Annotated in this window: 20 protein-coding genes and 1 tRNA gene; 10 read left to right on the forward strand and 11 right to left on the reverse strand. The window is 64.9% G+C overall.

The genetic code is table 11. The features are described from left to right. Positions 1-5: 5 nt before the first annotated feature. From KF724_05280 to tadA (KF724_05320), 9 genes are all read right to left on the reverse strand, one after another. Entirely contained in the window at positions 6-1,838 is a 1,833-nt protein-coding gene (locus KF724_05280) for a hypothetical protein (GenBank protein ID MBX3355093.1), read from the reverse strand. 3 nt (positions 1,839-1,841) lie between these two features. Continuing rightward, entirely contained in the window at positions 1,842-3,308 is a 1,467-nt protein-coding gene (locus KF724_05285) for a type II secretion system protein (protein ID MBX3355094.1), read from the reverse strand. Further along, complete coding sequence (locus KF724_05290) at positions 3,305-4,249, reverse strand: prepilin-type N-terminal cleavage/methylation domain-containing protein (GenBank protein MBX3355095.1); 945 nt, start codon at positions 4,247-4,249, stop codon at positions 3,305-3,307. Before KF724_05290 ends, KF724_05285 begins: the two co-directional genes overlap by 4 nt. Positions 4,250-4,257: 8 nt before the next feature. Continuing rightward, positions 4,258-5,058: a type II secretion system protein gene (locus KF724_05295; protein ID MBX3355096.1), complete on the reverse strand. Its 801-nt coding sequence runs from the start codon at positions 5,056-5,058 to the stop codon at positions 4,258-4,260. Further along, the gene (locus KF724_05300; GenBank protein ID MBX3355097.1) at positions 5,055-6,314 is read right to left on the reverse strand and encodes a type II secretion system protein; all 1,260 of its coding nucleotides are present in this window, start codon (positions 6,312-6,314) and stop codon (positions 5,055-5,057) included. The genes KF724_05295 and KF724_05300 overlap by 4 nt, the downstream gene beginning before the upstream one ends. Next, complete coding sequence (locus tag KF724_05305) at positions 6,314-7,633, reverse strand: type II secretion system F family protein (protein ID MBX3355098.1); 1,320 nt, start codon at positions 7,631-7,633, stop codon at positions 6,314-6,316. The genes KF724_05300 and KF724_05305 overlap by 1 nt, the downstream gene beginning before the upstream one ends. Before the next feature lie 71 nt (positions 7,634-7,704). Continuing rightward, complete coding sequence (gene tadA / locus KF724_05310) at positions 7,705-9,447, reverse strand: Flp pilus assembly complex ATPase component TadA (GenBank protein MBX3355099.1); 1,743 nt, start codon at positions 9,445-9,447, stop codon at positions 7,705-7,707. Positions 9,448-9,622: 175 nt separating this feature from the next. Further along, entirely contained in the window at positions 9,623-10,732 is a 1,110-nt protein-coding gene (locus tag KF724_05315) for a type IV pilus twitching motility protein PilT (GenBank protein MBX3355100.1), read from the reverse strand. Between the two features lie 6 nt (positions 10,733-10,738). Continuing rightward, positions 10,739-12,481, reverse strand: a complete 1,743-nt coding sequence (gene tadA / locus KF724_05320; GenBank protein ID MBX3355101.1) for a Flp pilus assembly complex ATPase component TadA — start codon at positions 12,479-12,481, stop codon at positions 10,739-10,741. 154 nt (positions 12,482-12,635) lie between these two features. Between tadA (KF724_05320) and KF724_05325 the strand changes: the two genes are divergently transcribed. After that, a complete protein-coding gene (locus KF724_05325; protein MBX3355102.1) occupies positions 12,636-13,316 on the forward strand; it encodes a phosphopantothenoylcysteine decarboxylase in 681 nt (226 codons plus the stop codon). Here KF724_05325 and KF724_05330 read toward each other — a convergent pair. Then, on the reverse strand, positions 13,258-14,538 hold the full coding sequence (locus KF724_05330; protein ID MBX3355103.1) for a hypothetical protein: 1,281 nt from the start codon (positions 14,536-14,538) through the stop codon (positions 13,258-13,260). The two genes, KF724_05325 and KF724_05330, sit on opposite strands and share 59 nt — an antisense overlap. Next, positions 14,531-15,976, reverse strand: a complete 1,446-nt coding sequence (locus KF724_05335; protein MBX3355104.1) for a hypothetical protein — start codon at positions 15,974-15,976, stop codon at positions 14,531-14,533. Before KF724_05335 ends, KF724_05330 begins: the two co-directional genes overlap by 8 nt. 106 nt (positions 15,977-16,082) lie before the next feature. On the opposite strand from KF724_05335, the gene gnd reads away from it, so the two are divergent. The 9 genes from gnd (at position 16,083) to cheB (ending at position 26,031) form a co-directional block, all read left to right on the forward strand. Beyond that, complete coding sequence (gene gnd / locus KF724_05340) at positions 16,083-17,096, forward strand: decarboxylating 6-phosphogluconate dehydrogenase (protein ID MBX3355105.1); 1,014 nt, start codon at positions 16,083-16,085, stop codon at positions 17,094-17,096. 2 nt (positions 17,097-17,098) lie between these two features. Continuing rightward, positions 17,099-18,541 (forward strand): glucose-6-phosphate dehydrogenase, encoded by a 1,443-nt coding sequence (zwf, locus tag KF724_05345; protein ID MBX3355106.1) that lies wholly within the window; start codon positions 17,099-17,101, stop codon positions 18,539-18,541. A 34-nt stretch (positions 18,542-18,575) separates the two neighbouring features. Beyond that, a tRNA-Leu gene (locus KF724_05350) sits at positions 18,576-18,661 on the forward strand. A 58-nt stretch (positions 18,662-18,719) separates the two neighbouring features. Further along, positions 18,720-20,354, forward strand: a complete 1,635-nt coding sequence (locus KF724_05355; protein MBX3355107.1) for a methyl-accepting chemotaxis protein — start codon at positions 18,720-18,722, stop codon at positions 20,352-20,354. A 51-nt stretch (positions 20,355-20,405) separates the two neighbouring features. Next, positions 20,406-20,915 carry a chemotaxis protein CheW gene (locus tag KF724_05360; GenBank protein ID MBX3355108.1) on the forward strand — a complete coding sequence of 170 codons (510 nt, stop codon included), beginning with the start codon at positions 20,406-20,408 and terminating at the stop codon, positions 20,913-20,915. Next, entirely contained in the window at positions 20,912-22,003 is a 1,092-nt protein-coding gene (locus KF724_05365; GenBank protein ID MBX3355109.1) for a methyltransferase domain-containing protein, read from the forward strand. Before KF724_05360 ends, KF724_05365 begins: the two co-directional genes overlap by 4 nt. Next, positions 21,996-22,571 carry a chemotaxis protein CheW gene (locus tag KF724_05370; GenBank protein ID MBX3355110.1) on the forward strand — a complete coding sequence of 192 codons (576 nt, stop codon included), beginning with the start codon at positions 21,996-21,998 and terminating at the stop codon, positions 22,569-22,571. The genes KF724_05365 and KF724_05370 overlap by 8 nt, the downstream gene beginning before the upstream one ends. Beyond that, positions 22,568-24,985 (forward strand): hybrid sensor histidine kinase/response regulator, encoded by a 2,418-nt coding sequence (locus KF724_05375; protein ID MBX3355111.1) that lies wholly within the window; start codon positions 22,568-22,570, stop codon positions 24,983-24,985. The genes KF724_05370 and KF724_05375 overlap by 4 nt, the downstream gene beginning before the upstream one ends. After that, positions 24,982-26,031, forward strand: coding sequence for a chemotaxis-specific protein-glutamate methyltransferase CheB (gene cheB / locus KF724_05380; GenBank protein ID MBX3355112.1), 1,050 nt, complete (start codon positions 24,982-24,984; stop codon positions 26,029-26,031). Before KF724_05375 ends, cheB begins: the two co-directional genes overlap by 4 nt.

Raw genomic sequence — 26,031 nt, forward strand, 5'->3', positions numbered from 1 at the left:
TCGTGTCACTCCTGCGTCTGTCGCGGCAGATCAACCACGAACTGGACGGTTCGGCCCGCCTCCACCGTGAGACGGGGGTCGTGCAGCCTCAGCGTGAAACGAAGGGCGCTGGGCCACGGGGTGTAGTCATCTCGAAGGACCTTCAGTCCGTTGAAGGTCTCGCTCACCGGCTGGTTGTGGTTGAAGCCGAAGACGGCCGTGTAGACCCACACCGGCATGTTCACGCCGAGAGGACGCGTGATGCCGAAGGGGCCCTCGATGTTTCCCGGTCGCACCGGCGGACCAATCACGGCGGCCGCGCCACCACCACTCGGAAAGAGCGAACCGTTGAACTGCTGCCACTGATTGGTGCCGTGATTGAAGATGTTGGTACCGATGTAGGTGGCGGCGTTCGGAACGCTCGTTGCCACGGCGTCCCACGCAGGTTGCGGCCCCATGAGTGAAGTGACCCCCCGCCACTGCGACTGCGGAATCACGAAGGTGCCGCCCTCGGGCAAAGCGACATTGTTCTGAAGACCATCGGGAAGACCGAACCACACCTGGCCCGCGGCGGGATCGAAGGCGACACCGGGAAGTCCAACGGTGCTGGCGCTCGATCCGCTGAAGGCGTACGCCGCGGTCTCGAGGAAACCGGTGGTGCGTTCCACGCGTCCCGTGCCCTCGCGCCACGCCCAGTCGATCTCAATCGAGGAGCAGTTTCCGGAGAGCATCGTCGCCGTGAGGATCTCCTCCATGCGTCCGGGCGAAGGCGGAGACTTCTCCGAGCGAGGCCAGCCCCAGATTCCGGCGAGTGTCGCGCCCGCACCAGCGCTGACTGGAGGACCGACGCTCATGTTGCGAATGCGCTGCCATTGGCTGTTGGCGCCCTGGAGCCACGGCAAGGTGGCGCCATTGGCACCCTTGGTGGCCGTGCGACGAATGTCATCGAGTGTGCTCGCCGCGATATCCACGCGCCCCGAGGCGATCCAAGAATCCGGGAAGAGCGAGTCGGTTGCGGTGAAGCCCTGATAGGCAATCGTGTCGTCGGCCGCGGCGCCGAAGTGAGGCGCCGGGAAGGCGCGCGACCAGATGGCGGTCGCCGAGTTCGGGCCGAACTCATTGTCGCTGTTGAACCAGCGCTTGGCGCCGCCATCGTCGGCGAGCAGCGTTGCCTGCCGAGCGAGCACCCACTGCCGCGCCGGAGGCTGTGTTCCGAAGACATTGGGCGCACTCCCGTTGGCCACCGCCCACGGTGAAACCGTCAGGTTCGGCTGCGGAGGCCCATCAAAGGCCCAGGGCACGGCAGGCATGACGGCCGTGTTGAAATCGAAGAGGCCGGGATCGGGAAGAAGTCCGTTGTTGAGTCGTCGCAGCGTGGGGAACTGCACACCCGGTCCGATGTAGATGCGACTTGCGAGCGCCTGCTGATTGCCCCCCTGCGTGCCCATGTTGAAGCTGCCGACGAAGCGGGCGGTCTGATCGAAGCCATCGGTGAAGAAGATCACTCGATCGCAGCGGATGATCGCCTCGGCCGGCCTCGTCGGGTCGAGCAGCGGAGCAATGGCCGACCCGCCGAAGTTCTGCGCCTGCGGCCATCGGGTCGTCTGGTTGATGTCGTTTCGAACGGCGATGCACTGGATGACGAGGAATCCCTCAGGGCTCATCCGCGCCACATCCTGGCGAATGACGCGCTCGACGGCGGCGGCAGTCTGCTGAATGTTCGCATTCGCCTCGCCGTAGCTGGTCACGGCGCTGGCGGTGCCGAAGATGCGCGCCGTGGCGAGAATGATCACGACCAACACGGCCACGGCGATCAGGAGTTCGACGACGGTGAAACCGAAGGTGCGTGCTCGTCTCATGGTTCAGAGCTCCTGCACCGTGCAGAACACGGGGATGATGGTGTTGCCCGCCGCGTCGCGACCAGGCAGGTACCAGATCTGGTCGATGCTGGTCGAACCCTGATCATCGGGATCGGGCCCCGACGCGCGGCCGACCAGAGCGGGCACTGGTGGAACAGCGGGAATCGGGCGAGCCAGTCGAACGGGGCCATTGGTCGGCACGCGCCGGCCTCCGACCACGCGGTGGACATTGTTGAATTTGTCGAGGATCCACTGCCCGGGCAACTGCCATGCGCCTGACTGCGCCACGGCGTTGTAAGGGGTCCATGTCGTGCCCGGATTCGTGTTCGGAACAATGTCCCGATTCGCCACAGTCCAGAGGGGGCCGGGGTTCGCGCCGATGGCGCCGACACCCTGGTTCGATGTGTTGCCCAGGCGGATGGTCACCGGCAAGGGCGGAAGGTCGGCATTGGATTGGGGCTGTCCGAGATTGGCGGGGTTGTTCGGAGCCCGTGCCACCGAATAGGTGCGCGGCTCACCACCCGGCGCGGCCACTCGATAGACGAAGATGGCCACATAGATCCGACCCTCGAAGCGCCGGAACATGCAATCCCAGTAGTACTGCCCGGGATTGGCGCGAGTGCCGGATCCCTGCGGCCAGGTGCGCTCCGCCTGCGAGATATAGAAGGCAGGCACCTTCGGCCGACGGATCGCTGCGCCATTGGTGTCATAGCCGACCACTTCCGCTTCGACGGAGCGAACATTGAGATCGGAGTCGAACCTGCTCCGGTTGTACGGGATGCCGTAGAGCGTGTGCGTGAAGTTCTGAATCGCTGCGGGAATCGGCAGCGGGGCGAGACTCGCCGGTTCGCTTGCAGCGTTGCGCCCGGCGGGAAACTCCGTCGCCATGTCCAGCGCGGTGTTGACACTCAGCAGCGGGAAGTCGGGACTCGTGGGCTGTTGAGGGAAGAAGGACGCCGCGCCGAGTCCTCGATAGGTCGCATCCCAACTGAAGATGTCGATCCTTGCTTCATTGAACGGCGTGTTGGGGTTGTCGAAGACGAACCCCGGGCGCTTCCATCCCCAGTCTCCAGCGAGGCCGAAGAGATTTGGCGCACTCCCGGCGGAGCTGCCCGCCGAGCGATACGGCAGCTCCAGAGAGCCGCCGTCACCGGTTGATCGCGCATCTCGAAGATAGAACTGCTCGAAGGTGCCGAAGTCTTCCTGTCGCACCTTGCTGCGGATGACAGCGATCGCGTGGTCGGCGACCACGCGTCCGAAGACATCGTCATTGGAGAACTGCTGCTGGGCGATGCCCGCCGGGAAGATCGCCGCGAGCATGACCAGCCCCATCCCGAGCACCAGAATGGCGATGATGAGCTCAACCAGCGTGAAGCCGCGTCGATGAAGCGCACGGCGAGGGCATGGCATGGGCAATGGCGACCCATCGGCCGACCCCGCGCCGCTGACATGGACTGTGAAGAGCCTCATCGCTTGACCACCTCCGCCACGCCGGTGAAGCGGTTGAAGTTGATTTTCTCGGCGAACTGGTTGATGAACTGACTCTGCTCGCAGCGCAGGCGGGACTGTCCTGCGGGCAAGCTGCTGCAATCGGCAGGTAGCGCTGCACCGCTCGCGTCGCCCGGAGCCTGGTTCGAGCCCGACCAGTTTGAGACGACGAAGAACTCTCGCGCCGCGGCGTCGTCGAAGACCGCCAGCGAACGCACATACTGGATGCTCGGCTCATCGACCTCTTCGTTGTATTCAAAGAAGCGCGCCGCACCCGTGGAGGTTCCGACATTCTGGACGGGCCACCCATTGGCATTCTTCACTCCGTCGAAATCGAAGTAGACGCTCTCGTAGTTGGCGAGACCTATCCCATTCGGGAAGCGCGTGATGACCGTGCCGTCCGGACCGAAGAGCACGCCGATCGCTCGGCCATACTCGTTGTTCGAGAACTCCGGCTGGGAGACCCAGATCGAATCCTGATCGAAGTCGGTGCGCGGACCGGCCACCTTGACTCCCGGGGGGAGCGTGCGGGTCACGGCTTCGGGGTGCGCGTTGAAGGGCATGTTCCAGACATCCACGACCGGATTGTTCGGACCGCCATCAACGACCTTGACCACCATGCCCGACCAGAGGGCGATGACCACATCGGTCACCTGGCCGCGCGCGGGAACCAGCGGATCGACGGCGCGAGCACGGAAGGTGATCAGCACCGGCTGGTTTTCCTTCATCGCCCTCGCTCGTGCTTCACCTAGCGCCGCAATGACCTGGTTCGTGCCGATCGCAAGACGGCTGTCGCGCGAAAGGCGGGTCACCGAAACAGCCGTCAGCACGGCGAGAGTGGTGATGATCCCGATGACGACCAGCAGCTCAATGAGCGTGAAGCCGCGGGAGGGACCAACATGGATGGATCGTGGATTGACCATGGGGTTCCTCACTGGAGCGGCGGCACGGGCCAGATGAGCTCGTAGCTGTAGACATTGTCGTCGCGCGTCCCGAAGTTGCCGTCGGGTCCGGCGCTCACGAAGCAGATGCGCCGATCGCGGCAGACGCCGAGGATCTGTTCATCGCCTGTGCGCACTGTGCCATCGGGATCGCGCCCCTCTCCCGGACCTGCGGGCCGACCGGGGAAGACCACGCCAATCCTGTTGCCCCAGGGGTCGATGAGTTCAAGTCGAGCGATGGCCGCGTTCGGAGTGGTGCCAGGGACTCGGGGATCGGGAACGAATGCCAGCGACGGAACGGGGCCACCCGGATATCCCGGCGCGGTCGACGGATCGCGTCGCAGCAGGTCGGGGCTGATGCGCTTCAGGATCTCCATGGAAGGTTCGTGCGAGGCGAGGAGCGGACGGAACTGGTGGTTGTTTCCCGTCCCGTCGATGTCCATGCCGTTGAGCAAGCAGACAATCAGATATGCGCCGCCAATGTCCAACTCGACGATGTCGTAATCCCCCACCGGGTCGCCATTGAGCCGCCGATAGGTGATCTTCTGGCCTCGCGCCCTTTCGAACTCGGCGACCGCCTGATCGAGAGCCTGGAAGGCCATCTCCAACTGCTTGCGCTCGGAGTTGCGGAGGACCGACGCGCTTACCGCGAGCACGATCGCCGCCAGGAGCGCGATGATGCCGATGGTCACGAGCAGTTCAAGCAGCGTGAAGCCGGCGCGAGCGCGACCGAACCGACACCGAGGCACCAGTCGCGCGGAGAGGAAGGCGATCGTTCGAGTGCTGGTCATGGTCCGAACTCCACGATGTTGTCGGCGTTGAAGCCGCGCGAATCGACGCGGCGGAGCGGATTCCATCGCCGGTCCGGGCCGCAGGAGTGCAGGCCGTAGCTGGCCGCCTGAAGGGCCCGAAGCGTGGAGGTGTCGCCATTCAGATCCGCGATGCCGTCGGCGTCGGCGCCACGCGGAATCGAGACCGGGCGCAACGCGAAGAAGTCACCCAGATCGAACTGGCTGCCATTGGTCGAGGGATCGGGCAGCGAGGGATCAAGCTGCACATAGGCCTTGCGGAAGTAACGGATCGGTCGGCCCCAGTAATCGATGAAGACCTTGGGAAGCGCATCGAAGTTGGTGACTTCATTCGCGCGCACGATCCGGGGCTCCCACCACGAGCCGCCTCCATCGGGATCATCGACCTGGTCCCAACCGTTGATACCCCCGATGACGCTCTCGTCGCGAACATCCATGTAAGGACCGAAGACCTTGCCTTCGAGGTTGATCCGAGTGCGCGGAATCGCCGCACTGTCGTTGTTGCCGGTGTCGTTGAAGGTCGTCGCCGCCAGTGTGATGCGCGGCGGCGGCGCCAGATTGCGCTGCGCGTAGAGCCCGGAGAGCACAGTGGGGCTCGCATTGAAGGTTGCTCCGCTGTAAAGCGAACCGAGCCCGGCGGCACCGACCTCGGACGCAACGACCGGTGAGAGCGCCGCGCCCCAGACACCATCGCGGCCCGGAGAGCGAAGACCGAGCCTCGGAGTCTCACGACCGCCTGGAAGCGTGGTCGAGCCATTGACCACGGTGCCGTAGCCGTCGGCGGAGCGATCGCCATAGCCAAGGAGGTACTCGGGAAGTGTGGTGGTTGAGTGCCAGCGCTGAAGACCGAGTCGCTTCGGCACGGTGTTCCACTGGTCGATCTTCGTGGTGCCTGAGCCATCGGTGTTGAATGGAGGCACGAGCAGATCACGCCCCGCACCGATGTTGGCCAGATTGGTGCTCGGCGGAGTGCCAGGCCAGCCGAGCGTCGCCCCGATGCCGGCGGAGGTGAGCTGCGTCGGCACGCCGAGCGTGGGCGGGTAGTAGCCGTGATCGGCCTTGAATCGCTCGAGACCGTTGCGGATCGAGGTCATCAGGAACTCGGTGTTGGCCCGCTGGGCGCGACGGCTCGCGAAGGAGAGCGCGGCGAGGACCGTGCCGAGAATCAGCAGGATGATCCCGATGGTGACGAGCAGCTCCACCAGCGTGAAGCCCGTGCGACGACCGTGGCCATGCATCAACCGCCACCACCCTTCTTGTTGGCGCCAGCAACACCTTCGATCATGGAGACCAGCGGAAGGAAGAGCGCGAGCACGATGGTGCCGACGATGCCTCCGAGCACCACGACCATGAATGGTTCGAGAAGGCTCAGAAGACTGCTCACGGCCACATCGACCTCTTCATCGTAGTTGTCCGCGATCTTCATGAGCATGACATCGAGGTCACCGGTCTCTTCACCGACATCGATCATGTTCACGACGATCGCGTCGCAGACCTTGCTCTCGCGGAGCGGTGCCGCAAAGGTCTCGCCCTCGCGGATCGAGTCGTGCACCTTGGTCAGTGCCTTCTCGAAGACATAGTTCCCCGAGGTATCCCTGGTGATCGAGATGGCTTCAAGAATGGGCACACCGGCCGCGACCAGCGTGCCGAGCGTGCGGGTGAAGCGCGCGATCGAGGTCTTCTTCACCAGCGGGCCGATGACGGGCAGCTTGGTTCGGATGATGTCCGTGGCGGCTCGTCCGAAGCCTGTTTTCCGCAGCAGTTTGAAGAAGATGAAGATGATGAACGGACTGGTGATGATCCAGATGGCACCGGGCACCGCCTGGTTCGGCGTCAGCGTGCCGGCCACCCACTTGCTGGCCGTGATGAGCCGCTTGGTGAGTTGCGGCAGCTCAACGCCGAAGTCCTCGAAGATCGTCTGGAACTTCGGGATCACGTAGTACATGATGCCGGTCACAATCGCGACCGCGATGGTGATGACCACCGAGGGGTAGATCATGGCGCCCTTGATGCGGCGACGGAGGCGCTGCCCCTTCTCCATGAAGTCGGCAAGGCGCTGGAGAATGACATCGAGCACACCGCCGACCTCGCCGGCCGCGACCATCTTGCAATAGAGGCGGTCGAAGGCCTTCGGATGCTTGGCGAATGCATCGGAGAGCGTGCTGCCCGCCTCGACATCCTCGCAGACGGAACCGAGGATCGACTTCAGCTTGCCGGGCTTCTGCTGCTGCTCGAGGATCTGGAGTGAGCGAAGGAGCGGCAGACCGGCATCCTGGAGCGTGCTGAGCTGGCGGGTGAAGAGCGTCATCCGCTTGAGCGGCACCCGGCCGATGCTCGGCAACGAGAGCGAGATGCTCCCCTTCTTCTTCTTTTTCTTGCCGCCGGATGAGGCCTTCTCCTCCTGATCACCGCCCTTGATCTTCTGCTCACGGACGCTGGTGGGAAAGAGACCCTGGGACTTGATCTGCTTGATCGCATCCTCGCTCGAGGGCGCCTCGATGGTGCCCTTCTGGTTCTTGCCGGCGGGATTGAGTGCCTCGTAGGCAAAGGTCGGCATGCCTGTGTCCTCCAAACGCGGCGACGCCCCGCCGCGGTGTGATCGGGACGGCGGCCGCCGCCCCGAGTCGGTCATTCATCAACGATCGTCTCGCGGACCACTTCGTCGATGGTGGTCCGCCCGTCATAAATCCCCAGGAGTCCGTTCTCACGCAGCGTGCGCATGCCGCGCTTGCGGCACTCGGCCCGAAGCGCCGCGGTCGACGCCTGGGCCATGATCATCTCCCGAATCTCATCATCGAGTTGCATGATCTCGAAGATGGCCATTCGGCCTCGATAGCCCGAGCGATTGCAGTTCTCGCAGCCGCGTCCGCGGAAGAAGGTGCGGCCCTCGACCTCGGCAAGGCGGAGCTGAAGCTCCATGAGCTGCTCCTCGGTCGGGACATACTCCTCCTTGCACTTGCCGCAGACGCGCCGCACCAGCCGCTGCGCGACAATCGCCTCGAGCGTCGCCGTCAGCAGGAAGTTCTCCACGCCCAGGTCCACCAGACGCAGGATGCTGCTCGGCGCGTCGTTGGTGTGCAGCGTGCTGAACACGAGATGCCCCGTGAGCGACGCCTGAATGGCGATCTGCGCCGTTTCGAGGTCGCGGATCTCGCCCACCAGAATGATGTCGGGGTCCTGGCGAAGGAAGCTCCGCAACAGGCGCCCGAAAGTGAGTTCCTGCTCGACATTGACCTGGCACTGGACGAGGCCGTCGATGTCGTACTCCACCGGATCCTCGGCGGTGAGAATCTTCACATCGGGCTGATTGAGTTCGTTGAGCGCGGCGTAGAGCGTGGTCGTCTTGCCGCTGCCGGTGGGGCCGGTGACGATCACGATGCCGTTGGGCTTGTTGATCAGCACTCGGACAAGCTCGAGTTCATCGTCGCGCAATCCGATGCGATCGAGCGAGAGTTGCACATTGCCTCGATCGAGGACACGCATGACGACGCTCTCGCCGAACATCGTCGGAAGAACTGCCACACGAAGGTCGATGGGTGCGTTGCCGACGGTGAGCTCGATTCGACCGTCCTGCGGAAGGCGCCGTTCGGCGATGTTGAGCTTCGCCATGACCTTGATGCGGCTGACGATCGGGAGCGCGAGGTGCTTGGGCGGCGGGACCATCTCGTAGAGCACGCCGTCGATGCGATAGCGCATCTTGAACTCGCCCTCGAAGGGCTCGAAGTGGATGTCGCTCGCCTTGTCGCGAATGGCCTGAAGCAGGACGAGGTTCAGCAGTCGGACGACCTTGTTGTCGTCGGCGGCCTCCTGTAGGGTCGCGAGATCGATCGAGTCGCCTCGGCCTTCGAGCGCCGCGAGCGCCTCGGAGTTGCCCATTTCGGCATAGATGCTCTGGACCGACCCCGCCTTTCCGGCGTAGCGCTTGCGAAGGACATCGTCGATCTGGTCCGAGGCCGCCACGACCGCGGAGACCTTGAAGCCCATCAGGAGCTTGAGGTCATCCACGGCGCGGAAGTTGTCCGGGCTCTTGAGAGCCACCGTCAGCCGCTTGGTCGCCGGCTCGAACTCGATGGGCACGATCTGATAACTGTTGGCGGTCTCTGCGGGGACGGCATTGATGACCTCATCTGGGATCTCCATGGACCCGAGGTCAATGAACTTCATCCCAGCCTGACCGGCCAAAGCGACCTGAACATCCCTGGGCTCGACCAGACCAAGCTCGACCAGAATCTCGCCGAGGCGCTTGCCCTTCTTCTCCCCCTGTTGGAGGCTGAGCCCTTGGTGAACCTGATCGCGCGTGACCTTGCCAAGCTTGGTCAGGACACGGCCGATCATTCGGCCCTTCAGCTCTGAGACATCAATGGGTGGCATTGAAAAGAGGCTCCCGCTCCATCAATTCGGCTGACGGAGTGCAATTGTTGCGTGTTATCCACAAGATCAAAGCGCACAAGGCGGATTTGATCGTTACGCCAATCGTCAATCGAATCAGCGCACAGAGTCGACTGGGCCAATCCGACCCCCCAGATCGGCATCCCAAGGCGCGTCGTCACTCCGAGGCCTGATCAAGCTCGGACCTGCCCACGGTCTTGCCGGAACGGTGCACCCGCTCCGTCAGATCCGCAGGATTACGGGCCTTGTCGATCATCTCCTCCGCCGAAATCAGGTTGCGGCTGTAGAGCGACCAGAGGTGGTCGTCGAGGAGCTGCATGCCGAACTTCTTACCGGTCTGAATGGCGGAGTCGATTCGGAAGGTCTTGTTCTCGCGGATCAGGTTCGCAATGGCCGGCGTGACCACCAGGAATTCGAATCCTGCCACTCGGCCAGGGCGGTCCTCGCGAGGCATGAGGACCTGGCTGAGCACGCAGAGGAGGCTGGTCGAGAGCTGGACGCGAACCTGCTCCTGCTGGTTGGTCGGGAAGGCGTCGATGATTCGGTTGATGGTGCCCGCCGCCCCGGTGGTGTGGAGGGTGGCGAACACCAAGTGACCCGTTTCAGCGGCCCGGATGGCGGCCTCGATCGTCTCGAGGTCTCGCATTTCGCCGACCAGGATCACATCGGGGTCGGAGCGGAGCACTCGGCGGAGGGCTTCCGGGAAGCTCGGAACATCGGTTCCGACCTCACGCTGGTTGACGATCGACTTCTTATGGCTGTGGTAGTACTCGATCGGGTCCTCGACGGTCACAATGTGCCGTTCGAGGTTGATGTTCACATAGTCGATCTTGGTGGCCAGCGAAGTCGTCTTGCCCGAGCCGGTGGGACCGGTCACCACAAAGAGGCCACGGGGCCTGCGCAGAAGTTCCTTGCAGATGTCCGGGAGGCCGATCTGCTCGAAGGTCAGCAGCCGACTTGGGATGAGTCGCAAGACCATCGAGATGTGGCCCTTCTGCCGAAAGACGGACACACGGAATCGGGCCTGATCACCGTAGGCGAAGCCGAAGTCGCAGCCGCCGAGTTCCTGAAGCTCCTGCTGGCGCTTCTCCGGCGTGATGCTCTTCATCAGCGCGACCGTGTCATCGGGCTCCAGCACCTTGGTCGCCAGGTTGCGAAGCCGTCCGTTCAGACGGATCGTCGGCGGTCGGCCAACCGAGATGTGCAGGTCGGACGCATCCTGCCGCACCACCACATCAAGCAGACGATCGATCTGAATACTGCTCACGGACGATCACTCCTGGACGATTTCGTTCGGGTTGAAGCCTTCCACCTGGGCGAAGTTGGCGATCTCTTCCATGGTGGTCACGCCATTGAGAATCTTGATTCGGCCGTCGCCCAAAAGGCTGCGCATGCCGTTGCGAATGGCCGCCTGTCGAAGCTTGCCGATGGTCGATCGCTCGAAGGCGAGTTGGCGGATCTCCGAGTTCATCACCATCAGCTCGAAGATCGCCTTTCGACCGCGGAACCCCGTACCTCCGCAGTTCGCACAGCCGACGGCCTTCATGATCCGCCCGCTGCCGGCCTCATCGGGGGAGATGTTCACCAGCCTCATCAGCTTGCGGTCGGCATTCGTCTCCGGGGCCTTGCACTTCGGGCAGAGAACACGGATGAGGCGCTGCGCCATGACCGCCTGAATGGAGCTCGCCACCAGGAAGGGCTTCACGCCCATGTCGATGAGTCGGGTGATGGCGCTCGGGGCATCGTTGGTATGCAGCGTGCTGAAGACGAGGTGGCCCGTGAGCGCCGCCTGAATGGCAATGTCCGCCACTTCGCGATCTCGGATCTCGCCGACCAGGATGATGTTCGGCGCCTGACGCAACATCGACTTGAGGATCGCCGGGAAGGTCAGGCCAATGGCGTCGCGCACCTGCACCTGATTGATGCCGGTGAAGCTGTACTCGACCGGATCTTCGGCAGTAATGATCTTCTTGTCCGGGCGGTTCAGCACATCGAGCGCCGAGTACAGCGTGGTCGTCTTGCCGCTTCCCGTCGGTCCGGTGACCAGGAAGATGCCGTTCGGGCGACGGATGATGCGATTGAAGATGTCGAGGTTGTCCTGCTCGAACCCGAGGTTGACCAGGCCGATGCGGACGGAGTCCGGTCGAAGAATTCGAAGCACGACGCTCTCGCCGTGATACGCGGGGCAGGTGCTGACGCGGAAGTCGACCTGGTTGCCCTCGATCGGCAGCTTGATGCGGCCATCCTGCGGAACGCGACGCTCGGCGATGTTCACTCCGGCCATCAGCTTCAAACGCGCGAGAAGAGCCCCCTGCATGCGCTTGGGGAGATTGTCGCGAATGTGGCAGACGCCGTCGATGCGATAGCGGAGCAGGACGCGATCGGCCATCGGCTCGATGTGGATATCGCTCGCCCGGCCCCGCACCGCTTCCACGATGATGCGATTGCAGAGGCGAACAATGGGCGCGTCGTCCTTGGCATCAACATCGATCGAGCTGTCAATCGAGGTGTCGACGGAGCGATCGACGGTGACATCCACCGAGTCGGTGACGAGACTCTTGTCCGCGAAGAGCGGCTTCTCCGACTTGCCCCCGTCGATGAAGGATTTGATCTGCCGCTTGCTCGCAATGGCCGTGTCGATCTCGCTGTTGAGCCTGAAGCGCAGGACATCGAGCGCTTCAAGATCCATCGGATCGTGAATGAGGAGCTTCAGCCGGCCGTTGGTCTTGGCGAGCGGAAGGACGAGGTACTTCTTGATGATGTCGTCGGGAAGGAGCTTCAGATCGACGCGGTTGGAGTCTTCGGCGCGATCGAGATTGAGGAACTCCATGCCGAACTGGAGACCAAGCGCCCTGGCGAGGTCCTCGTCGGAACAGGCCTTCATCTCAATCAGGGCTTCACCGAGGCGTCGGCCCGTGCCGCGCGTCGCCGCCACAGCTTCGTCGAGCTGCTTCTGCGAGATCAACTTGTTGGCGACGAGGATCTCGCCGAGTTTCTGTCGGAGCTTGCGGGCCACAGGCGTTCCGGGAGGGTAGGTCTGTTCGGGCGACGGACGACGGCTTCGAACCTCGGAAGGCTCGGGTCTCCCGACGGAGCGCGGCCACCGACCGAGTTCGGGAGGATCCGTAGTATGAGTACGGCCCACGGATCCCGCAACACGCGACCTTGGCATGAACTCGACTCCCCTCCGAGTGCTGATCACCGCCGGACCCACCCATGAACGGATCGATGCCGTCCGGTATCTGGCCAATCGCTCGAGCGGCAGGATGGGTGAGGCCCTCGCGGATGCCGCATGCGAGGCGGGAGCCGAGGTCACCCTGCTCCTTGGCCCCACTGGTCGGGACCCCGGAGCAAGGTGGCGAAATGCAATCCGATTCGAGTCGAGCGAGGATCTCTTCCGGATGCTCGCCGATGCAATGCCCGGCCACGATTGCCTGATCATGGCTGCCGCTGTCGCGGACTTCCGTCCGGCGACCGATCATCCCGGGAAGATCCGACGAGGCGATTCGCGGCTGACGCTCGAACTCCTGCCCACAGAAGACCTTCTGGCCTCGGCCGCAGCCCGCCGACGGCCGGATCAGTTCATTGTTGGCTTCGCTCTCGAAGATCCCCAGGAGCTCGAACACTCCGCGCGGTCCAAGCTCGACCGCAAGAAGTGCGACGCCATCGTCGCCAACGAACTGAGCGCAATGGGTTCCCCCACCGTGACCGGGTGCATCTACCTCGCGGATGGTCGCCGCGAATCGCCGCCCCGCGCCGGTCCTCTCCCCAAGGATGAGTTCGCTCGCTGGGTCATGGCCGTGCTTCTGCCAATGGCCGCGACTCGTCGATCAGCGGCCGAAGGGCGTTGAGCGAGAGCATCGCATAGCCGGTTGCGTAGGCGTGGCCATAGCCATAGAGCGGAAAGTCGAACCACGAGCCGTCGCTGTTCTGGTCGGCGATGAGCACCCCCGCGAGCCACTCGGCCAGTTCGCGTCGAGTCGAGCCTTCGTCGAGCGCCACCGCCACGAGCGCCGCGTAGAAATGACCGAAGAAGTAGTAGTAGCCACTGTTTGCGTACCAGGCTTCGTGTGGCCAGACACGACCCCGCGCGATCGCGATGTAGTGATGGTGATCCCGAAGGAGTTGAAGGCCTGCGGCGAGATCAGACTGGTTGGTGCCCGCATCTTCGATGTACATCGCCAGGTTGCAGACCTGGAGCCGGCCGCTCGCTCCGCGAGGCTGATTGGCCACCATGCGCGGCACATACTGGAGATAGATGCCGTAGGCCCACGCACCATCGGGCTGCTGCATGCGGCGAAGGCAGATCATGCCGTCACGGATCATTTCGGCGGGAACCTCGACGCCCTGTCGCTCGACTGCCCGCAGCGCAAGAATCATGGCCGCCGTGTTGAAACTGGTGCTGAGATGGCCGCTTGGATGGACGAGCGCCTCGCCGAAGTCGTAGTAGCCCCAGCCGCCGTTACTCGATTGCCGTTCGCGCGAAAGGAGAACCTCTCGCTCAGCGAGCGCCCGCATGGCTTCGTGGCGCGACTCGAGCCGCGGGTCGGCGAGCACCGCCGCCGCGAGGTCGAGCAGATAGGTGTGGGCCCAGGTGTCGTAAAAGGTGCTGCCCGTCGCACGCCCGGTGGGCGGTGCGGCGATGATCCAGTCGAGCGCGCGATCAAGGGCTGCGGCGGCTTTCGGATCGTCGCGCGCCGGTTCCACCAGCGACCATGTGGCGAGCGCGCTCGTGGCGACATGGAACGCGCGGTGACTCGAGAGGTTGTCGAGATAGATCTCGACCGGACGGGCACTCGCGAAGGTACCGAAGGAGCCATCGGGGTTCTGGTTCTCGATGAGCCAGCGGACGCCATCGGCCCGGGCGTCCGCAAGAGTCCGGATCGGCCTCAATGGCGCGCCCGCACCCGTCAGAGCAGCGGGTTCCGACGGTGGTTGAAATGCCGAAGTCGCTCTGCACCCGGCGAGCCCTGCCAGTGGAACGAGCAACAGCCACGCCCACCGGCGCAGGAAGGCCACCGCGCCCGACGGGTTCGGACGCCGATCGTGGGCGAAGGGCGCTCGCTCAACCATCGGGTGTCACCACTCGATCGCCTTCAGAAAGCCCTTCCACGACGACCGTCTTGCCGTCGACCGTGGGACCGATTCGAACGGGCACATCCTGACGCTCCTCGCCGACGAGGCGCGTCACCATGGGTCGGGCCGGGGCGCCACGCACGGCCTTCTCAGGAACGAGGAGCACGCCGCTCCAAGTCCGCTCGCCAAGCACCAGGGCTTCGATTCCCGTCTCGACCAGGGCGGCAGCAGCGTCGCCGATGAGCGATCCCTCGATCGATTCGATCGTGGCCACGAATGGGAACGCGGTCGAGTCACCCTCGGGCGATCCGACGAAGACCAGTTCGGTGATGAGCGCCCGGCCGCTCAATTCCGGCCTCGAGGGAAAGCGCACGGTGACTCGACGCTCCGATGCCGGGAGCGAGCCGATCACTCGAACCGCGGTCGGGTCGAGCGTTCCGCGAAGTCGCTGCGATCCGATGGCGACCACTTCACCCAGGTTCTGCCATGGCTGGGCCGAGTCACCCTCTTCTCGAACCTGCGGAATCCAGTAGCCATCCACGGGTGCGCGGAGCGAAAGCCTCTCGCGATCACGCTCGAGTCGATCGGCCCGCCGACGGGCATCACGAACCCCGCGCTCGGCAGCGGCGAGGTCGAGTTCAGCCCGGACGCCGGAGAGGCGCGCGTTGACCCGCGCCACCTCAAGGTCGAATGCGGAAAAGCGGGCGGCTTCTTCGACGCGCTTCGCCTCCTGAGGATGCTGAATCTCGACGAAGTTGCGGTAGTCCTGCTCCCAGAACTGCGACTGGCGCTCGGTACGAGCCAGCGCCCGGCGCGCTCGCTCGAGCACGATGTCCTTTGTCTCCTCGGCGAGGCTCGTCCCCTGATACATCTTCTCGAGCTGGGCGAGTTCCTGACGCTCATCCTTGAGGGCGTCCTGCTGCCACTGGAAGCTGATCGCGCGCTGCTCGAGCTGCTTCGCCGACTCGTGGGATTGGAAGATCTCGAGGGTTCGCTGCGCCACGGCGGCTGCGAACTCCGCCCGGTCAACGGCAAGGCGCGACTGTTCAATCGCGATGCGTCGCTCCTGCCGCTGCACTTCGAGGCGTCGCTCCGCCTCGGCGGCCAGCGTCTGGGCATCCTCGAACTGATCTTCGAACTCGCGGCCGACCAGCTCGACGAGCAGATCCCCGGCCTTCACCTCGCCCGGGGCCCGAGCGGGAGAGGCCAACTGGAGCCGCCCCTGAAAGACCTCGGGCTCGAAGCGCACGGGACGCTTCCACGGTGCCTCAACGCGAGCCTTCCGATCGAAACGAATCGTCAGATCGCCGCGCTCCACCACCGCTTCACCGGCCGAAGCAAGTGGTGAGAGCGCGACCGAGCCCACGAGCGCTGTCGCGATCGCCGATGCCCATGCACCACTCCGAGTGGCCGACCTTCGCGTCTCACGATTCATGCTCCGAGTCCTCCGAGGATGATGCTCATCGCGTTCACGCCGAAGCCTTGCGCTTCGCCGACGAGACATTCTTATACTCCACCGAACTCTCGCAAAGGAGCGCGGAATGCAACTCGGCATGATCGGTCTCGGGCGGATGGGCGCCAACATGACGGTGCGCCTCATGAAGGCTGGCCACTCCTGCGTCGTCTGGGATGTCGCCCAGGACAATGTGAAGGCGGTCGCCGGGAAGGGCGCCACGGGGGTTCCCACCCTCGAGGCGCTGGTGAAGGCATTGACCCCGCCGCGCAATGTCTGGCTGATGATTCCTGCAGCGTTCGTCGACTCGACGATCGATCAACTCGCCCCCCTGCTCAGTCGCGATGACACGATCATCGATGGCGGCAACAGTTACTACAAGGATGACATCCGCCGCGCGAAGCACCTGGCCTCCCGCGGAATCCACTATGTCGACTGCGGAACCTCCGGCGGCGTCTGGGGGCTTGAACGCGGCTACTGCCTGATGATCGGCGGCGAGAAGGAGGCGGTCGCCAGACTCGACCCGATCTTCCGAACTCTCGCCCCCGGTGTGGGCTCGATCGCACGGACACCCGGTCGAGAGTCGCGGGGCGGCACCGCGGAGCAGGGCTATCTCCACTGCGGTCCCAACGGCGCCGGGCACTTCGTCAAGATGGTCCACAATGGCATCGAGTACGGAATCATGGCGGCTTACGCCGAGGGTTTGAACATTCTGGCCCACGCGAACGCAGGACTGCACACGCGGGAGCAGGACGCGGAGACGACACCGCTCCGGGAGCCCGAGGCCTTCCAATACGAAATCGACCTCGCCGATGTCGCCGAGGTCTGGCGGCGAGGCAGCGTGATCTCGAGTTGGCTGCTCGATCTGACGGCGCAGGCCCTCGCGGGCGATCCGAAGCTCGAGCGATTCTCAGGCCGGGTGAGCGACTCCGGCGAGGGGCGCTGGACCGTCGAAGCGGCCGTCGATGTCGGCGTCCCCGCTCATGTGCTGACGGCGGCGCTCTATGAGCGCTTCTCAAGCCGCGGTGCGGCGTTGCTCGCCGACAAGCTCTGTTCCGCCATGCGGTATGAGTTCGGCGGCCATGTCGAGAAGAAGGCCTGACCATGGGCGCCTCTTCCACCACTGCGGCCGCGGCTGGAACAAAGGGCTCCGCGACGGCGTCGGCGAGTGATCGCTCCTCCGATGCGATGGTCCTCTTTGGTGCCACCGGCGACCTCGCCCACAAGAAGCTCTTTGACACGATCCAGGCGCTCGTGCGTCGCGGCGTCCTCGATGCGCCGGTGGTCGGAATTGCCAAGAGCGGCATGAGCCGCGAGCAGGTCATCGAGCGAGCCCGGGATGGAATCACGAAGTTCGGTCGCGGCGTCGATGAGAAGGCGTTCGCTCGTTTCGCCGAGCGCTTCCGCTATGTCGACGGCGATTACGGCGATCCGAAGACCTTCGCCGCACTGCGCGAGGCGCTGGGCGAGTCGAAGCGGCCGTTGCACTACCTCGCCATTCCACCGTCACTCTTCGGTCCGGTCGGTCAAGCGCTGAAGAGTTCGGGCTGCACTCGCGGCGCAAGGGTTGTCGTCGAGAAGCCCTTCGGCCGCGATCTTCAGAGCGCCCGCGCGCTCAATCGATCGCTGCACGAAGTCTTTGACGAGTCGAGTGTCTTCCGAATCGATCACTATCTGGGCAAGGAAGCGACACAGAACATTCTCTTCACGCGCTTCTCGAATGCCATGCTCGAGCCGATCTGGAATCGCACGCATGTCCGGCAGATCCAGATCACGATGGCCGAAGCCTTCGGAGTCGAGGGTCGCGGTGCGTTCTATGACCAGACCGGCTGCCTCAGGGATGTCATCGAGAACCACCTCATGCAGGTGGTTGGCTTCCTCTGCATGGAACCCCCCTACTGGCCTGAGGTGGAGCGCACTCGTGATGCCCAGGTCGAGCTCTTCCGCTCAATCCGCACCGTCTCCGCAAACGACATCGTGCGAGGGCAATTCGAGGGCTATCGCAAGGAACCGGGCGTCTCGCCAAGCTCCAATGTCGAGACATGGGCGGCGGTGCGCATCTGGATTGACAACTGGCGCTGGGAGGGCGTGCCCATTTTCATCAGGGCCGGCAAGCACATGCCCGTCACCGCCACGGAGGTTCGGGTCGAGTTCCATCGCCCGCCCGCGGTCGTCTTCCCCCACGCGCCCCGCGCCCACCACAACTTCGTGCGCTTCCGCTTCAATCCCTCGATCGAGATCGGTATCAATCTGGAGGTGAAGTCCGCGGGTGAGCGCATGATCGGTGAGCCGATGGAACTCATGGTGGTCGACCAGCAGCCCGACGAGATGACTCCCTACGAGCGACTGATCGGCGATGCGCTCCACGGCGATGGAACGCTCTTTGCGCGCCAGGATGTCGTCGAGGAAGGGTGGCGGATCGTCGACCCCATCCTGGGTGACGCCGTGCCTGTCCATCGATATGACCAGGGGACCTGGGGCCCGGACGCTGCCCAGGATCTTCTTCTTCCCCCGGGCGGATGGCACAATCCGGTCGTGCGATCGTGAGCATGACCTTGCTCGCACCGCATTGCGTGTCCCGGGGTCCGTGGCGGAACTGGCAGACGCAGCGGCCTTAAAAGCCGCGGCCCCGCAAGGGGCGTGAGGGTTCGATCCCCTCCGGACCCATCGCTGACCTATTGAGCGACTCTCGCGCAGTGGCGCAGGCGTCGTTAGCATCATGCCGGTGCGCTACCGAACTCAAGTGCTCGTCCTCGTGGCCTCGGTGGCCGTGACCTGCGCTGCGGTCGTGGCGTGGCTCAGCTATCGCACCTCCCGAGAGCTGCTTGAGAGCACGCTGAAGGCGCAGGTGCGTGGTCTTGCGATCGGCGCGGCGTCGATGGTGAACGCCGAGACGCACGAGCGCGCGACGGCCCGTGCGACTTCCGACTCCGATGACTATCGAGTGATCGAGAGGGAACTCCGTCGACTGCGTGACCAGTGGCGGAGCGCAGGAGTGCCGGTGCGATTCGTCTACACGATGGTGCCCGATCCCCGCACTCCTTCAGGCGCCGCGTTCATGGTGGACGCCGAAGAAGATGGACCTGACAAGAGCCTCCCCGGTGATGCGGTCGAAGGCTCGCTCGACTCGAGGATGTTCCAGACAGCCCTCGCCGCGGGCGCCACCTACTCCCGCGATCAATGGGGAACAGCGCTCACGGGCACCGCGCCGATTCTGGGGCCGGATGGCCGCATGGTGGCTGTTGCAGGAGTTGATATTCCTCTTGAGAGCATTCGAGAACTCGATCGCTCGCTCGCCATTTCAGGTGGGGTCGCCCTTCTTGGCGCGGCTGTGGTCGCCCTGCTTGCAGGCTGGATTCTCGCCGGCCGGGTGACACGCCCGCTCGAACTGCTGCGTGCTCGCGCGGGCGCGATGGCCGACGGCGACCTCGCCGAGTCAGCCCTCACCTACGGCGGAGCGCGCGAGACCGAAGCCGTTGCAGTGAGCCTCGATTCGCTGCGCCAAGCGCTTCGCTCGATCGTCGCCCGCATTCAGGAGGCGAGCGTCTGCGCGAATGCCTCCTGCACGACGCTTCACGATCGGACCACCCACGAAGCCGATCGCGCCCGCGAAGCGGCGAGCAACGCCGTCGAGGCGGCGGGACGCGCGGGTGAGATTGCGACGACCGCACGAACACTGGCCGACGCGGCGAGCGACCTGCGATCGATGGCTGGCACCGTCATCGCGACCGGGACAGAGGGGATCGAGAATCTTCGGAACATTGCGGCCGGTGTCATGCAGATCCGTGAGTCGAGCACCTCACTGGCGGCCCAGCTCGAATCGCTTCGTGATCGCGCCCGCGCCGTCGATGGACTTCTCGAAGCCATGGTGTCGGTGGCCGATCGCAGCAATCTCCTCAGCCTGAACGCCGAGATCGAGGCGGCCAAGGCCGGTGAGTCGGGGCGCGGCTTCATGGTCGTGGCCGGTGAGATTCGCCGACTGGCCGAGCAGGCGGCGGCGAGCGCCCTTCAGATCGAGGCGAATGTGCAGCGCATGCATGCGGCCGTCGACGAAGGAGTCCGCTCCGTCAACGAGCTCGTTGAGGTCCTCGGGCGAGGCGCTGATCGCACGCAGCATGGCAGCGAGCTCCTGCAATCGACCATCCGTGGGATCGAAGAACTGGCACCGCGGATCGCGGCCATTGCCGATGCAAGCGTCCGCCAGCGCGAAGCGGCGGAAGCCATCTCCCGCCTGCTCGGGACGACGGCGGAGAACGCCACCAATGCCCTCGACTTCTTCGAGTCAGTGGATGGACTCCTCGTTGACTTCCAGCGCCGAGGAAGCGAGATGGCGGCGGCCGCAAGCCGCTTTCGGTGCTGATGGGATCGGATGCGGTCGATCCCGAGAACGACGACGCCGTACGATGCCCGCATGGAAGTGCTGATCGTGGTCCTCGCCGGCCGCCGCTACGCACTTCCCTCTGCGCGGGTGGAGGAGATCGTGGCAAGAACGAAGTGCAGCCCGATTCCCGGCGCCCCCGACTTCGTGGTCGGACTTATCGATCATCGCGGCTCGCTGCTTCCGGTCATTGACGGATGCAGGCTGATCCACGGTGAGCCCGCAGCCTCCATCCTCGGCTCGCGGATCATCATTCTCCGTCTGGTGATGCCGACGGGAGGCCAACCTGAAGCGCGGATGTTCGGACTGCTCTGCGATCTTGTCCTCGAGCGCACGACAATCAATGTCGAGACTGGCGCGTGGCGCGCGGGCCGGGTCACTGCGGAGCCTCTGCCGATCAGCGCCGTGGGTCGGGTCAACGGCGAGACCATTCCGCTCATCGATCCCGAGCATCTGCTTCGGTCCACACCCCTTCTTGACGCCCCAGCCGTCGATCGCTCGATCTCCCGGCCCGACGCTCGAGCTCTGGAGCAACAGTCGTGAGTAGTGACGACAAGGCTGCCCGTCGATCGAGTGACGAGCGGACGGTGGAGATCCCGGGCGAGACATGGTTCTTTCGCTACCCCGACTCCTTTGAACATCTGCGGCAGGTGGCGCGTTCGTCGCCGAAGGCTGGCCCGTGGCGCGTGGCGAGCCTCGGCTGCGCTTCCGGTGCCGAGCCATGCTCCATCGTTGCGGCCCTCGATGGCATCCGTCCCGTCCGCGTGGTCGCCGTTGACCGATCGAGAGAGTTGCTGGCCATGGCTCGCAGCGGACGCCTGCGTCCATTTGTGGTGCGCTCCGAACGACCGTCGTGGGCGCCGACAGTCTGGACGATCGACGAAGGCGCGGTGGTGGTTCCGCCATCGATCCTGTCGCAGATCGATTTCGTCGAGGCCGACCTGCTCAACCCGCGGCTTGCCGATGACCTCGGCGCATTCGATGTGGTCTTCTGTCGAAACATCCTCATCTACATGAGCCCGACGGAGCGGCGGACCCTCGGCCAGCTCATCGCGCGGCTCCTGAAGCCCGGAGGCTGGCTGTATCTCGGCCATGCGGAGCAACCTTCGGCGCTGGAACTTCCATGGCGCAAGGGCGCGAGCAAGGCGTTCGCCTTTCTTGCCCCTTCAAGCGTCGCCGAGGTGCACGACATCACGACTGCACCGCGCTCGAAGGCGTCGGACACTCAGTCGCGGGCGGGTCGGTTGGATCAGCACGCCGGAGGCTCGCGTTCCGCCGCCTCACCACCGCCGCCGTCGACGAAGCCAGCGCGCGCGGCGCCGCTGGAGTCGAGGGGTGTCAACGAACCCCCTTCGATCGAGCACATTCGCGAAATGGCCGACTCCGGGCAGGTGGTCCCGGCGCTCGAGGCAGCGCGGCGGCGGCACGATGCTGGAGAACGAAGCGCCGAGTTGCTCGAACTCCTCGGCACGCTCCTTCTCGCCGAAGGCGAAACTGAGGAGGCCGAGCGACACCTGAGAGCCGCCGTCTATCTTGAACCTGATCGAGCGGAAGCGGCCATGCAACTTGATCTCCTGCGCGAGGGTCGTCTTCGTGGCGTGACCGCGCCGAGTGAGCATCCTCATGAGTGAGGCCAAGCCATCCCCGCACTCGCTCCCGATCGAGGAGTTGCTCTCGCGCCCGCTCTCTGAGAGCCAGCTTGCGAGTAACACGGCGATCGTCGCCCGCACGGCTCTCCCGACTCAGGCCGATGGAGAGACGCTGCTCTTCTTCGCAAGGCACGGAGAGCTCTTCGCGCTGCCTGCGTCGAGTGTGGTGCGAGCGTTCGCACCTCTTCCGATTCACCAGGTTCCTCATCGGCCGGGGCCGATCTTTCGCGGAGTTGCGAGCGATCACGGTGATCTGCGTCTGGTGGCGAGCCTTGAAGCGGCGCTTGACCTCGGTCCATGGGAGGGCGCGGCGACCGAGACCACCCGACGGATGCTGCTGGTCAGCCACGGCTCGGAGCAGTGGCTCATGGAAGTCGACGCCGTCCTCGGCATCCATCGCTGTGCGCGGGAGCGATGGTCGCCTCCACCCGCCACCCTTTCGCACGCGCGCGGTGCGGCGACGGTGGCCCTTGTTCCGCTGGGTTCGCGGCGAGCGGCGCTGCTCGATCCTGCGAAGTTGGTCCACCGCTTCCGGGACGGGATCTCATGAGTGACGATGCTCCGAGCCTCTTCGAGCTCTTCCGCAGTGAGGTCGAGGAGCACTGCCGCGCCCTCTCCGACGGCCTGCTCTCGATCGAGCGCGACGGACTCTCGAAGGAGCGTGCGGCAGGGCTGATGCGCGCCGCCCACTCGATCAAGGGCGCCGCACGCGTGATGGGCCTCGACGCCGCAGTCAGCTTCGCGCACGAGGTTGAAGATGTCTTTGACCGCTACCGAGCCGGTACGGAGCCGATCCATCGAGGTCGGATCGATCAACTGCTCAGGGCGACCGATCTCCTGGCAGCGCTTGCTGTGGGCAGCGAGATCGATGCAGCGCAGTGGGGCGAGCGAAATGCCGGTGATCTCAACGCGCTCCTGACCGAACTGGCGGCACCGGCACCGGCGGATGAAGTTCGCCCTTTGGCGAGGAGCGAAGCGTCCGCTTTGCCGCAGGTGGAGGCCAGCGGAGCGCCGATGGTGACGCCGATCGCGGATCCTTCGGCGCCTCGCGCAGCATCGCCAGCCGGCTCGCCCGGCCCGCAGGAGACGAACACACCAGCGCCACCTCGCTCCTCCCCGACGACACCAGCCCTTGCGCCGGCCGCGTCGGCGGCACCGGGGGCAGGCGGCGTCGGCGCGCTCGTGAGCGGAGGCACGGCCACCATTGACGCTGCGGCGCCAAAGGCCGCAGAGAGCGAGAGTCGCGTGGTCCGTGTGGCTGCGGATCACCTCGATCGCATGATGCGACTGGCCGGCGAAAGCATGGTCGAAGCGCGTCGAGCGCCGCTCCTTCGCGCGGACTTGGCGCAGTTGAAGGAGCAGATCCAGGAGCTCCGTCGCACCACGCTTCAGGTTCGGCATGCCACCGAGGATCCGCGCCTCGCGGAGCTCACCGCGAGAGTCGAGGATCTCGAACGGCTGCTCCGTCGGCACACGGCCTCCCTCGACGGTGTCTTCCATCGCGGCGAAGAGGCGGCCACCGCCCTCTATCACGAGGTGCTGGCAAGCCGAATGAGGCCCTTCTCGGAGATCACCTCGGGGCATGCGCGACTGGTGCGTGACCTTGCCAGGCAACTCGGCAAGGAGGTCACCCTCGAACTGATCGGTGGATCGACCCCGGTGGATCGGGACATTCTCGCGAAGCTCGAGTCACCGGTGACTCACATGCTCCGGAATGCCGTCGATCATGGCATCGAATCTCCGGCCGAGCGCACGGCCTCAGGCAAGGCGATCCCCGCGCGGATCGAGCTCGAGGCGCGACATCAGGCGAGCCAGTTGATTGTTGAGATTCGCGATGACGGTCGCGGAATCGATCCGGGCGCAGTGCGGCGCCGCGCGATCGAGCGTGGGCTCATCAGCCCAGACATGTCCGAGTCACTGTCGCGCACCGAGATCCATGACTTCCTCTTCCTTCCCGGCTTCACCACGGCTTCCACCGTCAGCGATGTCTCAGGCCGAGGCGTGGGGCTCGATGTGGTGCAGCGCATGGTGCAGGCGGCGAGCGGCACGATTTCCGTCCGCAGTGAGCCGGGAGAAGGGACCGTCTTCACCCTTCGACTGCCGATCACGCTCTCGGTCATCCGGGCGGCGCTCGTCGAGATCGCCGGGGAGCCCTATGCACTGCCGCTTGCGCGGCTCGATCGAATCGTCCGAGTCTCCGCGGAGCGCCTTCAGCCTGTCGAGGGGCGGATGCAGTTCGAACTCGACGGGCGCTCCATCGGGCTCATTCAGGCTTCGCGCGTGCTCGATCTTCCCCACACCGAGGTGCCGTCGTCTCACTCGAGCGTCATTCTTCTCGAGGATGGATCGGAGCGCTACGGCCTCATCGTCGATCGCTTCCTCGGCGAACAGGATCTTGTCGTGCGCTCGCTCGACCCGCGCCTTGGCCGTGTCCCCCATGTCTCGGCAGCCGCTCACCTCGACGATGGATCCGTCACGATCATTCTCGATGTGGAAGATCTGCTCGCAAGCGTAAGGCGGGCGCTCGAAGAGGATCGCGGTGATCGGCTCGGCGTCAAGGAGAAGGCATCTCCGGACATTCGGCGTCGGCGGCGCATTCTCGTGGTCGACGACTCGATCACCGTGCGGGAAGTGGAGCGTCAGCTTCTCCAGCGCCTCGGCTACGAGGTCGAGACTGCGGTCGATGGTGCTGACGGATGGAACCTGCTTCGCCGCGGAAGTTTCGATCTGCTCATCACCGATGTCGACATGCCACGCATGAATGGCATCGAGCTCGTGCGCCTGGCCCGACGCGACCCGCGATTCGCCTCCCTGCCGATCGCCATCGTGAGTTACAAGGATCGCGAGGAGGATCGGCAGGCCGGTCTCGATGCAGGGGCCAACGCCTATCTCACCAAGGGCTCCTTCCAGGATGATCGCTTCGCCCAGACCGTGGCTCGACTCGCGGGAGCACCGCAGGCATGAGAGTGGCGATCGTCAATGATCTCGCGCTGGCGACCGAGACGCTGCGGCGCCTGCTCCTGGAACTGCCCGATGTGCGGATCGCGTGGACGGCCATCGACGGTGCCGAGGCCGTCGAGAAGGCGAAGCGCGATCGCCCAGACCTCATCCTCATGGACATGGTGATGCCGGTGCTCGACGGCGCCGAAGCGACGCGGCGCATCATGAAGGAGAGCCCCTGCGCGATCGTCGTGGTCACGGCGAGTATCGGAGGCAATGCGGGCCGCGTCTACGAAGCGCTCTCCGCCGGTGCGCTCGATGCGACGGAGACGCCATCGATTGGCCCGGGCTGGGCCGCAGCCCGCGCGATGCTCGCGAAGAAGATCGAGCAGGTCCGTCGCCTGAAGGGGCCTGACGAGCGGGCACCGACGCGCGCGCATCCCCAGGCGGCGCCGCCCCGCCCCGACCCGCCGCCTCGCGGCTTCGATTCGGGCGTGCCCATTGCCCTTCTCGGCTCCTCGACCGGTGGACCGCAGGCACTCGCCGAAGTGATTTCCGACCTTCCACGCGACTTTCCCTTCGCGATCGTCGCCGTGCAGCATCTCGACGCGGCGTTTGTTCCCGGTCTCGTCCAGTGGCTCGGACGCGAAACGGGCCGCGTGGTCGAAGTCGCGCACAGCGGCAGTATGCCCCGGCCGAGTGTGCTGAGCATCGCCGCGGGGAATGCCCACCTGCGCCTCGGTCTTCGGGGTCGCTTCGAACACTCGCTCGAACCCGCTGGGAGCGTCCATCGCCCCTCCGTCGATGAACTCTTCCTGAGTGCCGTTGAAAGTCGAGTCAACCCCTTCGTCGCCGTGCTCCTGACCGGCATGGGACGCGATGGCGCTGACGGTCTGCTCGCGCTCCGTCGCGCCGGCTGGCAGACCATCGCCCAGGATCGCGCGACGAGCGTCGTCTGGGGCATGCCTGGCGCCGCGGTCCGGATCGAGGCGGCGTCGCTCATCCTTCCCATCCAGGCGATCGGCGCCGAACTCATGCGCTGCGCCACGAACCGCCGAGAGACCTCCTGA

The sequence above is a fragment of the Phycisphaeraceae bacterium genome, assembly GCA_019636735.1.
Taxonomy (GTDB): domain Bacteria; phylum Planctomycetota; class Phycisphaerae; order Phycisphaerales; family SM1A02; genus VGXK01.

Bases quoted from the DNA above. Each gene is read 5' to 3' on its own strand.
- KF724_05290 (MBX3355095.1), bottom strand. From the start codon at position 4,249: ATGGTCAATCCACGATCCATCCATGTTGGTCCCTCCCGCGGCTTCACG.
- KF724_05295 (MBX3355096.1), bottom strand. From the start codon at position 5,058: ATGACCAGCACTCGAACGATCGCCTTCCTCTCCGCGCGACTGGTGCCT.
- gnd (MBX3355105.1), top strand. From the start codon at position 16,083: ATGCAACTCGGCATGATCGGTCTCGGGCGGATGGGCGCCAACATGACG.
- KF724_05335 (MBX3355104.1), bottom strand. From the start codon at position 15,976: ATGAATCGTGAGACGCGAAGGTCGGCCACTCGGAGTGGTGCATGGGCA.
- zwf (MBX3355106.1), top strand. From the start codon at position 17,099: ATGGGCGCCTCTTCCACCACTGCGGCCGCGGCTGGAACAAAGGGCTCC.
- KF724_05300 (MBX3355097.1), bottom strand. From the start codon at position 6,314: ATGCATGGCCACGGTCGTCGCACGGGCTTCACGCTGGTGGAGCTGCTC.
- KF724_05325 (MBX3355102.1), top strand. From the start codon at position 12,636: ATGAACTCGACTCCCCTCCGAGTGCTGATCACCGCCGGACCCACCCAT.
- KF724_05280 (MBX3355093.1), bottom strand. From the start codon at position 1,838: ATGAGACGAGCACGCACCTTCGGTTTCACCGTCGTCGAACTCCTGATC.
- tadA (MBX3355099.1), bottom strand. From the start codon at position 9,447: ATGCCACCCATTGATGTCTCAGAGCTGAAGGGCCGAATGATCGGCCGT.
- KF724_05330 (MBX3355103.1), bottom strand. From the start codon at position 14,538: ATGGTTGAGCGAGCGCCCTTCGCCCACGATCGGCGTCCGAACCCGTCG.
- KF724_05305 (MBX3355098.1), bottom strand. From the start codon at position 7,633: ATGCCGACCTTTGCCTACGAGGCACTCAATCCCGCCGGCAAGAACCAG.
- KF724_05285 (MBX3355094.1), bottom strand. From the start codon at position 3,308: ATGAGGCTCTTCACAGTCCATGTCAGCGGCGCGGGGTCGGCCGATGGG.
- KF724_05360 (MBX3355108.1), top strand. From the start codon at position 20,406: ATGGAAGTGCTGATCGTGGTCCTCGCCGGCCGCCGCTACGCACTTCCC.
- KF724_05375 (MBX3355111.1), top strand. From the start codon at position 22,568: ATGAGTGACGATGCTCCGAGCCTCTTCGAGCTCTTCCGCAGTGAGGTC.
- KF724_05370 (MBX3355110.1), top strand. From the start codon at position 21,996: ATGAGTGAGGCCAAGCCATCCCCGCACTCGCTCCCGATCGAGGAGTTG.
- cheB (MBX3355112.1), top strand. From the start codon at position 24,982: ATGAGAGTGGCGATCGTCAATGATCTCGCGCTGGCGACCGAGACGCTG.